This window comes from uncultured Campylobacter sp. (assembly GCF_905372745.1).
GTDB lineage: Bacteria > Campylobacterota > Campylobacteria > Campylobacterales > Campylobacteraceae > Campylobacter_A.
Genome location: NZ_CAJPQR010000016.1, coordinates 1 through 14,001 on the forward strand (window position 1 = coordinate 1; position 14,001 = coordinate 14,001).

Genomic DNA, 14,001 nt, shown 5'->3' on the forward strand with positions numbered 1-14,001 from the left:
TTGTGCTTAAATCTCTCGAAATTTAGCTCCTTGGTGAGCGTAAAGGCGTTTGAGATAGTTTCGTTATCCGTCTCTTGCTTTGCGTAGTTTTGCCTTAGTCTGTTGCCGCTAACGATACTGCCCGCAAAAAAGTGATCGAAATTTTGGCTAGCCTTTCTGTATCCGAAAACCCATTTTAAGTTTAACTCTTTTGCTAGCTCGGCATTTAACTCCGTTCGCAAAAAATGCAGTCTATCCTCCACGAAGTCGCCCTCGTGAGAAAAGCCCTTTTTGTAGTCGATACCTAGCTTATCGTAGACGGCTTTGGTCGGAGTTCTATCGGGTACTCGCCAGGCGTTGTCGTACGTATACTGCGCCTCAAAGCTTACGTCGCCGCCTTGGTTGGTTACGATGACGCTAGGGCTTATCATAAAATTTTTATATTTTATGCCTTCGCGCCACGATTTACCACGCTCGCCGTCGGTAGTTAGGCGTACGGCTAGTTGATTATTTACCGCGTGGTTTACGTCTGCGCCAAGCCCCCATCTACTCCAGCTGCCGTATCTACCCGAGACCTTATAAACAGGGGTAAAATTTGCCTTTTTGCTTACTAAATTTACGACTGCACCGCCGTCGCTCCTGCCGTATAGGATAGAAGCTGGTCCTTTTAAAATCTCGACGCGCTCGACGTTTGCGGTACTGCGCCTGATTTGACCCGAGTCTCTCACGCCGTCTCTATATATGTCTCCACCGTCTACGCTAAAGCCTCTTATTTTTATACTCTCGCCGCGCATATCGTAGCCCGCGTCTATGCCCGCGTTTCCTTCGAGGATGCTAGAAAGATCGTTCGTGCCGTAGTTGCGATTTTTTTGGATATCGATAGTTTCGATAGTTTGAGGCGTTTGCTTGTTGCTAAGTCCGTTTCTGTTTACTTCCGCGCTATCGTAGGCGACGTAGCCCTTTAGGTTATCTTGCTCGGAAATGCCTTCGACTTCTACGCTTGGAAGCATCACTGAGTAGCCCTCGGTCTTTGCATCTGCGGCAGCAAAAGTAGCTAAAATGGCGACTGAAGCAAAAATACTAAGTCTCATTATTCTCCCTTGATTTTAAAATAAAAATGAGATTATATATCGTATTTACTTTAAAAATCGTTAAAGATAGATTTGATATATCGGTCGTGCTTAATGATCATTAAATACGAAGTGGCGCTAAATTTATGAGATTTTCGTGTGACTTCGTCTTGAAAATTTATGATTTTCGTTTCTAACCTAAATTTAGCTCAAGTAGGGCGTTTAATTATTTGCAAATTTATAAAACATCGTTCCGTGTCATAAATTTTTTCAAAAATCAAAATTTTTTATGATACTATGTTACTATTTTACTCATTTTTTTTATATATTTGTCGACACGACCTAAAAATTTATGCGTTCGGTTATCAAAACGTATCTTTAAATTTAGTCGTATAGAAAAATATATTTTCGCGTTTGAATCAGTTCCTAGCCCTAAAATAAGGATAATAAAGATATTTTTTGTCTCAATTTAAATAACAAATATTGCAAAAAAGTTAATTAATTTTCATCAACCCAAATTCAGCTTTTAACAGCTAATATCGCTGTGATTTTTAAGAACTATCTTAAAAAATAAACGAGGAGAGAAAATGGATCGACGAGATTTTATAAAAAGCGCCGCCGCAACCGCTGCGTGCGCGAGCGCCGGTATAGCGCTACCTAGCTCTATGGCAGCTGCGCAAAACACAGCTGAAAAGGGCTGGCGCTGGGATAAGGCTGCATGTAGGTTTTGCGGAACGGGCTGCGGCGTAATGATCGCAACCAAAGAGGGCAAAATCGTAGCCGTCAAAGGCGACCCGGAAGCGCCCGTAAACCGCGGTTTAAACTGCATCAAGGGCTATTTTAACGCTAAAATCATGTACGGCTCAGACCGCATCACTCAGCCTCTTCTTCGCGTAAACGAAAAGGGCGAATTTGACAAAAAGGGCAAATTTAAACCGATTAGCTGGGAAAAAGCCTTTGATATCATGGCGGAAAAATATAAAGAGACCATGAAGAAAAACGGCGTGCATTCAGCCTGCGTTTTTGGCTCGGGTCAATACACTATTTTAGAGGGTTATGCAGCCGTCAAACTATGGAAAGCGGGTATTAGAAGCAACTCTATTGACCCGAATGCTCGCCACTGTATGGCAAGCGCGGTCACTGGCTTTATGCAGACATTTGGTATAGACGAGCCAGCAGGCTGCTATGATGACATCGAGCTAACTGATACTATCGTGGCTTGGGGCGCTAATATGGCCGAGATGCACCCGATACTTTGGGCGCGCGTCAGCGATAAAAAGCTAAGCGACCCTGAGCGCGTGAAGGTTATAAATTTGAGCACGTATTCGACTAGAACGTCAAATATTGCCGATTCCGAGATTATTTTCGCTCCTTCAAGCGACGTAGCTATCTGGAACTATATCGCTCACGAGATCGTTTATAATCATCCTGAAGCCATCGATTGGGACTACGTAAATAGCCACTGCGTATTTGCGACGGGGCCTGCCGATATCGGCTATGGGCTTAGAAATAATCCAAATCATCCTAACTACTCAAACGAAAAAGACGTCGTGGAGACGGAGCTTCATAAGAAACTAAGCAAAAACGAGGGCGTGACTCTGGGCTATCTAGGCTATAAAGAGGGTGACGTGATGGAAAATAAAAATACGGCTACCGCGGGCAAACACTGGCAAATCACGTTTGAGGAATTTAAAGAAGCTCTTAAACCTTATACGCTTGACTTCTCAGCTCCGCTAATAAAAGGTGATCCAAACGAGGATTTGGAAGAATTTAAGAAAAAACTAAAGCAACTAGCCGACTGGTACATTGAAAAAGGCAGAAAAGTAGTTAGCTTTTGGACAATGGGCTTTAACCAGCACCAACGCGGCACTTGGGTAAACGAGCAAGCCTATATGGTGCATATGCTACTTGGCAAACAAGCAAAACCGGGCGAGGGCGCTTTCTCGCTAACTGGACAACCAAGCGCATGCGGAACGGCACGCGAGGTCGGTACTTTCGTTCATCGCTTGCCTGCGGATATGGTCGTAGATAACGCCGAACACCGCGAAATAAGCGAGAAAATTTGGAAACTTCCTAAAAACACGCTAAATCCGAAAGTCGCCTCCCACTACGTAAAAATGATGCGCGATATGGAAGACGGAAAGATGAAATGGGCGTGGGTGCAGGTAAATAACCCGTGGCAAAATACCGCAAACGCAAACCACTGGATAAAAGCCGCTCGCGAGATGGATAACTTTATCATCGTTTCAGATCCGTATCCTGGCATCTCGGCTAAGGTTGCCGACCTGATCCTACCTACTGCGATGATTTACGAAAAATGGGGCGCGTACGGTAATGCCGAGCGCCGAACGCAGCACTGGAGACAACAAGTCCTTCCGGTAGGCGAAGCGATGAGCGACACGTGGCAAATGCTGGAATTTGCTAAGCGCTTTAAGCTAAAAGAGGTTTGGGGCGAACAAAAAGTGGACGATAAGCTAACGCTTCCAAGCGTGCTAGACGAGGCAAAAGCCATGGGTTATAGCGAAGAAGATACGCTATTTGACGTGCTTTTCGCAAACGAAGAGGCTAAGAGCTATCCTGCAAAAGACGCTATAATGGAAGATTTCGATAACTCCGAAGTTTTCGGCGATAGCAGAAAAATCGTCGGCTCAGACGGAAAGGTATTTGAGGGATACGGATTTTTCATCCAAAAATACCTTTGGGAAGACTACCGCAAATTTGGCTCCGGTCACGGACACGATCTAGCCGACTTTGATACTTATCACAAAGTGCGCGGACTAAGGTGGCCCGTCGTAGACGGTAAAGAAACTCAGTGGAGATTTAACGCCAAATACGATCCGTATGCCAAAAAATATGCCGAAGACGGCAAGCAGTTTGCATTCTACGGAAATAAAAAAGCCAAGTTGCAAAAAGGCGATTTAACCAAAGTAACTAGCGGAGACGAGAAATTTTCTATCGCTAATAGGGCTAAAATTTTCTTCCGCCCTTATATGGATCCGTGCGAGATGCCTGATACTACGTATCCTTTCTGGCTATGTACGGGCCGCGTCTTGGAGCACTGGCACACAGGCACTATGACTATGCGCGTTCCTGAGCTTTACCGTGCTGTTCCAGAGGCGCTTTGCTATATGCACGAGGGCGATGCGCAAAAGCTAAATTTACAACATAACGACGTAGTTTGGGTTGAGTCTCGCCGCGGCAAGGTAAAAGCAAGAATTGATCTTCGCGGACGAAACAAAACCCCTTCGGGCCTAGTGTACGTGCCGTTTTTCGATGAAAACGTATATATCAACAAAGTCTGCTTAGATGCGACTTGCCCGATCTCAAAAGAGACCGACTATAAAAAATGCGCGGTTAAAATTTACAAGGCTTAATAATGCAAAATAGAAGAGAGGCTTTAAAATTCGGGTTAAAAGCGATTAGTTTGGTTCTCGCGGGCGGTTTCATCTGGAGTACGCAAACGACGGCTAAAGCCCAAACTCTACTCATCAGACCGCCCGGCGCGCTAAAAGAGAAAAATTTTCTTAGCGAGTGCATACGTTGCGGGCTGTGCGTAGAAGCCTGTCCTTGGGATACGCTTAAGCTTGCGGATTTAGACGACGGATTGCCTTACGGCACTCCGTTTTTTACGCCGCGTAAAATTCCGTGCTATATGTGCCCGGATATCCCGTGCACGGTCGCCTGTCCGACGGGTGCGTTAGACGTGAAGCTGGTAAGCGAAGATAACGGCAAGCTAAATATAAATAAGTCTAAAATGGGTATAGCGGTGCTAGATCCTAATTTTTGCATCGCTTACAAAGGACTTCGCTGCGACGCTTGCTACCGCGCTTGCCCTTTGATAGACAAGGCGTTAAAGCTTGAATACGTTCGCAACGAACGAACGCAAAAGCATGCGTTTTTTAAACCGGTCGTAGATGCCGATTACTGCACGGGCTGCGGCATGTGCGAGCAAGTTTGCGTGACGCCTAAGGCTTCTATTTTCGTACTTCCGCGCGAAATAGGGCTGGGATCTAGCAATGAGCAATACGTCGAAGGCTGGATCGAAGGGCAAGACAAAAAGCTAAAAGACGTAACGCCGAAAGATTTTAAAGGCGATGATAAAAAGCTAAACGACTATCTAAACGGCGGAGATTTGCTATGAAATATTTGATTTTAAGAAGAATAAGTCAAATTTTGATTTTGGCTCTATTTTTTGCGAGTAACTATTACGGAGTTAAAATTTTACAAGGCAATCTTAGCTCGTCTTTGCTATTTGGGGTCGTTCCGCTTAGCGATCCGTTTGCGGTTTTGCAGCTGTTTTTAGCGGGTTTTTCTATCGGCTCTACCGCCGTTTTAGGAGCGGGGATAATACTAGCTTTTTATGCTTTTATCGCTCCTAGAGCCTTTTGTAGCTGGATTTGCCCCGTAAATATCATCACCGAAACGGCTCGCTGGCTTAGGGTAAAGCTAGGCTACGACAAAGATAAAAAATTCGTAAATTTTACGAGAGACGCGAGATATTATATCCTTGCGTTTACGCTTTTTTTATCGTTAGTTACGGGCGCGCCGGCATTTGAGGGCGTTAGTTACATAGGTATCGTGCAGCGCGGCATTATCTACGGCGGTGTGCTTTGGCTATTCGTTGCGTTTGGGTTATTTGCGATAGACGCATTTTTGGGCGATAGACTCGTTTGTTCAAAGCTCTGCCCTCTGGGCGCTTTTTACGCGGTCGTCGGCAAATTTTCGCTTTTACGCATAGAACATAATGCAGGTAATTGCACCAACTGCATGAAATGTAAGCTTATTTGCCCCGAAAATCAAGTGCTGGGCATTATCGGCAAGCAAAGCGGATTTATAAAATCTAGCGAGTGCATTAGCTGCGGACGCTGTATCGACGTTTGCGGCGACGATGCTTTAAAATTTAACATTAGAAATTTAAAGGAGAAAAATCAATGAAGGCGAGAATTTTGGCGGGATTGGTATGCGCCATCCTCATATTTTCGGGCTGTGCCGAAGCTAAAGAAGAGCAAAAATCATCTAGCTCCGCGCAAACTCAAAAAACGGAGCAGATAAAAACTAACTCCGATAAAAAAGAAAAAGTAAAGCTAAAAGACGGTAAAGACGCCAAAGACCTAAATATTTTGCGCGCCGCTAACGATGTCATCGACGAAGACGATATAAAGCTAGCCGATATCAACTGGACCAAACCGGCCGCGGGCGAATCAAAAAGATACGACCGCTCTTTTGAAAACGCTCCGCCGCTAATCCCCCATGATTTAGAAGGACTCATCCCTATTACGGCAGATAATAATATGTGCGTTAGCTGCCACATGCCCGAAGTCGCAAAAGACGTCGGCGCGACTCCGATCCCTAAATCGCACCTTTATAGCATAAGGAACAAAAAAGACCTTGAGGGCAAGCTTAGCGACGACCGCTTTAACTGCACTACGTGCCACGTACCGCAGGCCAACGTAGAAGCTAAATTTAAAAATAACTTCAAGCCTGAGTACCGCGATGCCAACTCATCTCAGCATTCCAATCTATTAGACGTACTAAACGAAGGCGTTAGGTGAGCGTATCCAGACGCGAACTATTTACTAAATTTTTGGGCGGCAAAACCGCTCAAAAATTTATCGCTCCGCCTTATTTTTGCGGCGAATTTAATTGTGTGGATTGCGAAGCGCCTTGCGTTAGCGCTTGCGACAGAGAGCTTTTGAGTTTTGAAAACGAGAGAGTAAATTTTAAATTTAAGTCCTTGGGTTGCAACTTTTGTAAAGAGTGCGCGCTCGCTTGCGAAGAGGCGGGACGAGAGGTTTTAAATTTAAAATTTGCAGCTAAAATCGAAGCTAAAATTTTTATCGACGTACATAGTTGTCTTGCGTGGAACGGCACGATTTGCTGTAGTTGCCAGGATGTTTGCAAATTTAGAGCGATCGATTTTTTAGGCGTTTTTCGCCCGAGCATAAATCAAAAATGCACGGGCTGCGCGCAATGTATGGAAGTTTGCTTCGCGAATAGTATCAAAATGGAGGCGTTATGAGAAAATTTATTTTATTTTTTACGGCGATTTTTTGCTTAAATTTGACCGCAAATTTAGCGGCGGTACCGCTTGAGATCTCGCAACCGGACAAGGTCATAAAAGCGGGCGCAAACGTGATAAGCTCAAATTTGATAGATGAAATTTTATATCTGGGCACGGACGGCAGCGAGCTTGATATCTACGACATAAAGGCGGATAAATTTTTAGAACCGATCAAATTTCGCACGGTCAAAACGCACTTTAGCGACAAAGAGCCAGCAAAAATTTTTAGCATCGACCGGCTGGGCGACATGCTTTTGGTTTTAACCGAGATGGATTACAACGAGCGATATTTGTACGTTTTTAAAAAAGAAAATGATAACTGGAGCGAGGTTGGCAATATGCACCTAGCTAATAAATCCGCTAAAAAGGCCTTTTTCATAGATGAAAAAACGGCGGTAGTATCGGATTTCGGCAATGAAATTTACTATATCGACCTAGAGAGCAAAAAAGCGGTCTTTAAACATAAATTTTCTATCGCGCTTTACGTGGATTTTGAAATCAACAAAACCCGCGACAAAATCGCTATCGGAGCCGAAAGCGGCGTGATTTATATCTATAATCTAAAAACTCGCCAAACCGAGCAAACGCTAAATTTCTTTAAAGACAACATGTACGACATCGACTACAAAAATGACGTCGTAGCCGTAGGCTGCATCGACAAACAAGCAGGCGTTTTTAACGGCGCTATGAGCTATTTTAAGTCCGATTTTATCGTTTATGCGACGGGGCTTAGCGACGACGCCAAAACGCTAGCGTATATGAACGGCGAAGAGAGCGATATCCTGGTCTACGATATCGCAAGCAAAACAAAACTCGCGACCGTAAAAACCGGCCAGCAAATTTTAAATGAAATTTACCTCTCCGATAGCGGCAGGTTAATCAGCGTTGCATACGAAAAAGAGGTTAAATTTTGGAGCGTAAAATGAACATATCAAGTGCGATAGTATATACCAAAGACGGAAACGAAGCTGCCGAGGTAGCTAAAAGAATCGAGCAAGTAAAAGGCTGCGAGGTTATTGCTGCGCAAGAGGGCAAAATCGTAGTCGTAATGAGTGCGGAAAATTTAGACGGCGAGATAGAGCTCTTTAAGGCGCTAGAGGGCGTAGAGGGCGTAGCTGGGGTCGCGATGATATATAGCTATCAAGAGGACTTGGAAAAAGATATCGAAAGCATCAAAAAAAGCGGCAAGATAAGCGAGATTTTACTTGACGAAAATATCGACGCTAAGGATATCGTATATAACGGCCACGTCGGCGATAGGGTAAAATAATTTTTTTACCCGTTAACTTTATCCTAAATTTGACGATATATAATACAGAATAAAATCTAAAGGATAAAAAATGCAAAGTATGAACGGCTTACCCCAAAATCTATACATCCCGCAACCTCGCTATGATGTGCAGAACGTCCAAAACTCGGCAAGCGTAGATCAAAACGAAAATATCAAAAGAATGCAAGAAGCCTATGCAAATATCGACGTAAAACAGCTAACAAATAGCTATTTATCGCATTTTCAGGCTAGAGCAGACTCAAATGCGAGCTCAAATTTCTTATCTCAAGTTTCGGCCTTTAACGGTTCTGCAAAATTTAGCGACATTTTCGGCGCTCAAAACAAAAGCATAAATTCTCTAAACGACATCTTGTCCGGCGTCGATTTTAAATCTATCGGCTATGAAGGCAAGCCTATAACTCAACTAAGCCAAAGCGAAGCCAGCGATCTAGTGAGTGAAAATGGATTTTTCGGTATAACAAATACTGCGGATAGGATTTCAAATTTTATCATTAGCGCCGCAGGAGACGACCTGCAAAAGCTCGAAGCCGGAAAAGAAGGCATGCTAAGGGGCTTTAAAGAGGCTGAGAAAATTTGGGGCGGCGAGCTACCTGAAATTTCGCAAAAAACTATAGAAAAGGCCACGCAAAGTATAGATAAAAGAATAGCCGAACTCGGCGGGAACGTCCTTAGTGTTCAAGCTTAAATTTATAACCCTAGCGGCAATTTCGCTCGCGATAAGCGGCTGTTCGTGGTCGTCCGGTAATGCGCCCGCTCCAAAAAAAATAAATCAAAAACCGCCCGTTCAAAAGCCGGCTCTAAACGGTTCTTTGCGCGGCGTAATACTAGACGTAGCCTATCAAGACGGTAAATATTGCTACGATATCAGCTCTATCGACGCCTCAAACGGTAAACTGCCAAGCGGTAAATATTGCGGTGGCAGGTTGTATTTCTCAGCCGGCGATACGGTTTACGTCAGAGTATCAAATAACTATATCGCCGATATGATACTTATAAAAAGCGGCGATAGTCGCAAAACCGCGATACGTAAAACTAAGCAAAAAGTAGCCACAAAAAATACGCAACAGCAAGAACCTACGAAAAAAATCGTAATCGACGTGCCTAAAAGCGAAAGTATCAGCTTTGATTAGCCGTTGATTTACCGAAATATTTTATAATTCCAACAAGCAATCAAAGTTAGAACTCCTTTTAGAAAGGGGATGTGTATCCCCTTTTTTATTTTTAAAAATCCTTTTTTCATTTATCATTTTTAAGTTTTATCCTTAATTTATATACGTTGATAATATCTAGTATCAATAATATCGTACTAAATGCCCTATTTTTGCCTAAATTTGCTCTAGGTATATGAAATTTTATTATTAAGCTTGTAATGCTAGGTTTTGTGCTAAAATTACGCTAATCAACTTTTATGAAGGAGATCTTATGAAACTCGCTAAAATTTCTTTAGCTGCTTTGGTTGCGCTAGGCGCTTTTTCTACTTTAAATGCTACTCCGCTTGAGGAAGCTATTAAAAACGTAGATTTTTCAGGATTTGCAAGATATAGATACACTAGCGATAAGGTAAAGCTTAACGATGCTAAAACAACTAACGCTAATCATAGATTTAGATTTGTAGGTACTTTTAAAGCTGCTCTTGACGATAATTTCTTCGGCGTACTCGGCCTAAGATACGATTCAAAGGATGGTTCCGGATTTAACACCGACACCACTGATACTCAAAGCGCTCTAGCAGTTAGAGAATTTTACCTTGGCTATACTGTAGGCAACACTACCATTACGGCCGGTAAACAGTTTGTTGGAACATATTTTGACGGTGACTTAGTTGGTACGGGCTTAAGAGTAGTTAATACGGATATATCGGGCCTTACTCTAGTAGGCATTGCATTTGACGCGCTTGAGACCAGCGGTATACGCGATTACGACGGTAAGTTGTTGCCAAGCCTGAACGCGGGCGGTAAAACTAATAGCCTTAACCTTTATGGCTTAGGAGCTATGGGAAGTTATGATATCGTAAATTTCAAAGCTTGGTGGGCATATCTTGAAGATACTGCAAATCTTTTTGCGGCTGATGCTGCCTTGAAATTAGATTTTGATGCCGTAAAAGTAGGTGTTCAAGGTCAATACGTTCACAATGAATCTGACGATAACGACTTCGGTGATGCAAATTTCTTTGCTACTAAGGGCGACGTAGGATTTTTTGGAGTCGGTTTAAATGCAGGTTATATCTACTTTAAAGCCGACGATAATAAAAAATCGTTTGTAACTATCGAAGATAACGGTAAGCTAATCAACCCTGCTAAGATTATTAACTCTGTGATGACAAGTAGCGCTCAGTACTACAACAATATCAAAGACAAGAATGATTATTGGTTTATCGGAGCTTCGTATAAATTTGACAAATTCGGCGTTTTTGCTAACTATATAGACGGTAAAGGATATAGCTGGCAATACGCAAAAAGAGTTGATAGAGATGAGTGGAACATCGGCGGTAACTACGCTTACAGCAAAAAACTTAACTTCTCTACATTCTATGCAGCAGCTAAAGAGAAAAACGGAGACTTTAGACACAAACAAGATCGTATAAGATTTGAAGCAAAATATAGCTTCTAATAAAAACCGATCTCTTTTATGCTATAATCCCAAGCAAAATTCCATTTGCTTGGGATTTTTAAATTTATCCACAAAGGTTTTTTATGAAATTTACTAAATTTTCGCTTTTGGCATGTCTTTGCATTTTTTCTTTTGCAGCCGACGAGCCTAGTTATATATTTGAGGCAAAGGGCGAATTTGCAAAAGAGTTAAAAAGTTTGGTAGAAAAATATTCTAAAGACGAAAACATAAGTATAAACGTTTATGAAAAAGCTCCTGAAACGGATAGCGGAGGCAAATTTTTAAATATCGGAGTAGATAGTAAAAGAAGATATAGTGTAGAAAAAGGTCGAGAACTATACGCTAAAAACTGTGCCTCTTGCCATGGTGAAGACGGCAGCAAAAGAGCTTACGGCTCATCAGAAAAGCTAACTAATATAAGCGCTGAGGCTATCGAAGCTGCTTTTTCAGGCTATCTAAACGACTCTGAATACGGCGGAAATATGAGAAATTTAATGAAAACCGTAGCAGCAAAAACGACCTATAATGATTTAGGTGCTATAATAGCTTTTTTAAAGGGTAAGGATGCGCTGCTAACTAGTGACTCATCTACTGAAAATTCTGATGTTTCAACTACTCCAACCCAGGGAAGCTACCTAAAATAATTAATTTTGCCGAGTCTTATAAACTCGGCTATCTCCAGACTTTTCTTAATTTATGTCAGTTTCTATATTATATTTCGGTAAATGTTCGGTAATTTTTAACGAGAATCTTTAGATTTTTAAGCTTACTAAAGGTTATTTTATGCTAATATTCCAAAATATTTAATTTTATTTGAGGAGAATATAAATGAAGATTGCTAAAATTTCATTGGCAGCCTTGGTTGCACTAGGTGCTTTTTCAACCGTAGCGAGTGCTACGCCTCTTGAGGAAGCTATTAAAAACGTAGACCTTTCAGGATATGCTAGATATAGATATAACAATGTAGCAGTCAAAAACGCTAACGGCGTAAAAAATAATACGACTGCACATCATCAGTTTAAATCAGAATTTTCTTTTAAAGCTGCGCTTGATGATAATTTCTTTGGTGTTTTAACGCTTAGATACAATTCATCTGATAGTTCTGCTTTTGGTGCTGACAACAGAACTGACAACACTGATACTTCAAGCCCATTTAATGTTAAAGAATTTTACTTAGGATATAAAGTAGGCGCTACTACTATAACTGCAGGTAAACAAACTATAGGTTCATTCTTTACCGATGATGCAGTAGGTACCGGCGTAAGAGTAGAAAATCAAGATATTACCGGCTTGACTCTAACCGCATTTGCATTTGATGCTCTAGAGAACAACAATGAGAGTGACGGTGCTATTTACACTAATGCTCCTGGTATTTTCAATAATAACCTATATGCAGTAGCTGCTATCGGTTCTTATGATCCAGTAAGTTTTCAACTATGGTATGCATCTTTAGTTGATTCGGTTAATCTTATCATAGGTGACGTAAACTTTAGCCTTGATATTACCGATAGCGTTAATGTCGGAGCAAGAGCTCAATATGCTCACGCGGATATAGACAATGATGTAGGCGCAAATTTTAAAGATACTGATTTTTATGCTACTGAGCTTGGTACTAAACTATTTGGTGCTGATGTATCTGCCGGTTATATCGGATATAAAGTTCATGATAAAGCTAACGGTTTTGTAAGTCTAGAGGATCAAGGTTCATTTATAGAGGTTGGCGAGATAAAATCAGCTCTTGATTATACTGCTCTTCAAGGTAGAGGTAACTTCTGGTTCTTAAAAGGCGGATATACTTTTGCTGATAAATTTAGACTAGGCGGTGAATACTCTAATGGTAAAGTTAGAGATGCTGCAAACGTAAAAGAGAAGTATCAAGAGTATGTAGCTAGACTATCTTATGATTACAGCGCTAAACTTCAGTTCTCAAGCTTCTACGCTTATGAAATCAATAAACACCAAGATAGCTCGAAAGATAAGACTAAATTCTTAAGATTCCAAGCTAAATACTCATTCTAATTTAAGACCTCGGGCTTAGTCCCGAGGTTTATTTTTACTATTTTAATTTTCTTACCGATGGTTATATAAATTACTTAATTTTTCTATTTATCTTCAGTATCGCCAGTTTTTACTCTATCTTATCTGTATTTATAGTTATATAAAGTCGACAAAATCATTGCTAACTTAAAGACAAGTGCGTCAGATCAAACTACCGATTGGATTAAAGGGCTTAAGATAGTCCAAATCAACCTTTTTAAAGTGTATATTGACGGCTAGTGCTGTGAATTTATTTTGATGTTGGTAAAGCAACATCTGGACTTTAAAATATATCGTTATGTAAATAAAGGGCCTTTACTCTTGTAAGAAGAGGAAGTAAATTTAAAGAAGTAGGTTTAGAATAAGTTGTGAAGCCTTCTATTATTTTTTCATAAAAGTATTTTGTTCCAAATTTTGGCTAATTATGATAGATGTGACTAAATTTTATTAAATATTCGTAGTTACACCCCAAAAACCTGAAAGACAAAATTTAAAGCGCCTTTATAAAAAATAAAATTTCTAAAATGTCTTATTTGGCTAAATTTAAAATCAGCTACATGTAAAATTTTTACGTAAAGGATGTCTGAACATACATTTTGCAACATAGCTGGCATGGCGAATCAAATATGCGTATTTATTGGCAAGGCTATAAGCAGCAGTTATTTTTAAAGAAAATGTCACCAATCATGCAATAAGGCATTATACAAACTAAATCAAAGCCGGCTTATTTGTCTATTGATGTAACGATCTGTGTTATTTTGTGATAGTTCGTATTATGTCCTATCTATTTTGCGGAAATTTTATTCTACAAGCCGTTACATCTGAAAGATCCTTGTTGCTAACTAAAAAAACGGTAGCGGTATCACTAATGGATGACGCATTAAAGCCTAGTAAAATTATTAACATAAGGCCTGGTTTATATGCTTATTTTTCGCTTACATAAATCCGCTAGA

The 14,001-nt window shown here is 41.1% G+C and carries 13 protein-coding genes; 12 read left to right on the plus strand and 1 reads right to left on the minus strand.

What is annotated here, in order from left to right; translation table 11 throughout:
• A partial coding sequence (locus QZ157_RS05970) for a TonB-dependent receptor plug domain-containing protein (protein WP_295143073.1) occupies window positions 1–1,070 on the minus strand: 1,070 nt, incomplete at its 3' end.
• A 566-nt stretch (window positions 1,071–1,636) separates the two neighbouring features.
• Between QZ157_RS05970 and napA the strand changes: the two genes are divergently transcribed.
• The 12 genes from napA (at window position 1,637) to QZ157_RS06030 (ending at window position 13,030) form a co-directional block, all read left to right on the plus strand.
• Window positions 1,637–4,423 carry a nitrate reductase catalytic subunit NapA gene (napA, locus tag QZ157_RS05975; protein ID WP_295143076.1) on the plus strand — a complete coding sequence of 929 codons (2,787 nt, stop codon included), beginning with the start codon at window positions 1,637–1,639 and terminating at the stop codon, window positions 4,421–4,423.
• Window positions 4,424–4,425: 2 nt separating this feature from the next.
• Entirely contained in the window at window positions 4,426–5,190 is a 765-nt protein-coding gene (napG, locus tag QZ157_RS05980) for a ferredoxin-type protein NapG (protein WP_295143079.1), read from the plus strand.
• On the plus strand, window positions 5,187–5,984 hold the full coding sequence (gene napH, locus QZ157_RS05985) for a quinol dehydrogenase ferredoxin subunit NapH (RefSeq protein WP_295143082.1): 798 nt from the start codon (window positions 5,187–5,189) through the stop codon (window positions 5,982–5,984). Before napG ends, napH begins: the two co-directional genes overlap by 4 nt.
• Entirely contained in the window at window positions 5,981–6,601 is a 621-nt protein-coding gene (locus QZ157_RS05990; RefSeq protein WP_295143084.1) for a nitrate reductase cytochrome c-type subunit, read from the plus strand. Before napH ends, QZ157_RS05990 begins: the two co-directional genes overlap by 4 nt.
• On the plus strand, window positions 6,598–7,068 hold the full coding sequence (locus QZ157_RS05995) for a 4Fe-4S ferredoxin (RefSeq protein WP_295143086.1): 471 nt from the start codon (window positions 6,598–6,600) through the stop codon (window positions 7,066–7,068). Before QZ157_RS05990 ends, QZ157_RS05995 begins: the two co-directional genes overlap by 4 nt.
• Complete coding sequence (locus tag QZ157_RS06000) at window positions 7,065–8,036, plus strand: nitrate reductase (protein WP_295143088.1); 972 nt, start codon at window positions 7,065–7,067, stop codon at window positions 8,034–8,036. Before QZ157_RS05995 ends, QZ157_RS06000 begins: the two co-directional genes overlap by 4 nt.
• Complete coding sequence (locus tag QZ157_RS06005; RefSeq protein ID WP_295143091.1) at window positions 8,033–8,380, plus strand: chaperone NapD; 348 nt, start codon at window positions 8,033–8,035, stop codon at window positions 8,378–8,380. Before QZ157_RS06000 ends, QZ157_RS06005 begins: the two co-directional genes overlap by 4 nt.
• Window positions 8,381–8,450: 70 nt before the next feature.
• Window positions 8,451–9,086: a hydrogenase-4 component G gene (locus QZ157_RS06010; RefSeq protein ID WP_295143094.1), complete on the plus strand. Its 636-nt coding sequence runs from the start codon at window positions 8,451–8,453 to the stop codon at window positions 9,084–9,086.
• Complete coding sequence (locus tag QZ157_RS06015; RefSeq protein WP_295143097.1) at window positions 9,073–9,531, plus strand: hypothetical protein; 459 nt, start codon at window positions 9,073–9,075, stop codon at window positions 9,529–9,531. Before QZ157_RS06010 ends, QZ157_RS06015 begins: the two co-directional genes overlap by 14 nt.
• Before the next feature lie 292 nt (window positions 9,532–9,823).
• A complete protein-coding gene (locus QZ157_RS06020) occupies window positions 9,824–11,011 on the plus strand; it encodes a major outer membrane protein (RefSeq protein ID WP_295143100.1) in 1,188 nt (395 codons plus the stop codon).
• An 83-nt stretch (window positions 11,012–11,094) separates the two neighbouring features.
• Window positions 11,095–11,655 carry a cytochrome c gene (locus QZ157_RS06025; RefSeq protein WP_295143102.1) on the plus strand — a complete coding sequence of 187 codons (561 nt, stop codon included), beginning with the start codon at window positions 11,095–11,097 and terminating at the stop codon, window positions 11,653–11,655.
• 184 nt (window positions 11,656–11,839) lie between these two features.
• Window positions 11,840–13,030, plus strand: coding sequence for a major outer membrane protein (locus tag QZ157_RS06030; RefSeq protein WP_295143105.1), 1,191 nt, complete (start codon window positions 11,840–11,842; stop codon window positions 13,028–13,030).
• The last annotated feature ends 971 nt before the right edge of the window (window positions 13,031–14,001 follow it).

Bases quoted from the DNA above. Each gene is read 5' to 3' on its own strand.
- QZ157_RS06005 (WP_295143091.1), top strand. From the start codon at position 8,033: ATGAACATATCAAGTGCGATAGTATATACCAAAGACGGAAACGAAGCT.
- QZ157_RS06020 (WP_295143100.1), top strand. From the start codon at position 9,824: ATGAAACTCGCTAAAATTTCTTTAGCTGCTTTGGTTGCGCTAGGCGCT.
- QZ157_RS06030 (WP_295143105.1), top strand. From the start codon at position 11,840: ATGAAGATTGCTAAAATTTCATTGGCAGCCTTGGTTGCACTAGGTGCT.
- QZ157_RS06000 (WP_295143088.1), top strand. From the start codon at position 7,065: ATGAGAAAATTTATTTTATTTTTTACGGCGATTTTTTGCTTAAATTTG.
- QZ157_RS06025 (WP_295143102.1), top strand. From the start codon at position 11,095: ATGAAATTTACTAAATTTTCGCTTTTGGCATGTCTTTGCATTTTTTCT.
- napA (WP_295143076.1), top strand. From the start codon at position 1,637: ATGGATCGACGAGATTTTATAAAAAGCGCCGCCGCAACCGCTGCGTGC.
- napG (WP_295143079.1), top strand. From the start codon at position 4,426: ATGCAAAATAGAAGAGAGGCTTTAAAATTCGGGTTAAAAGCGATTAGT.
- napH (WP_295143082.1), top strand. From the start codon at position 5,187: ATGAAATATTTGATTTTAAGAAGAATAAGTCAAATTTTGATTTTGGCT.
- QZ157_RS06010 (WP_295143094.1), top strand. From the start codon at position 8,451: ATGCAAAGTATGAACGGCTTACCCCAAAATCTATACATCCCGCAACCT.
- QZ157_RS05990 (WP_295143084.1), top strand. From the start codon at position 5,981: ATGAAGGCGAGAATTTTGGCGGGATTGGTATGCGCCATCCTCATATTT.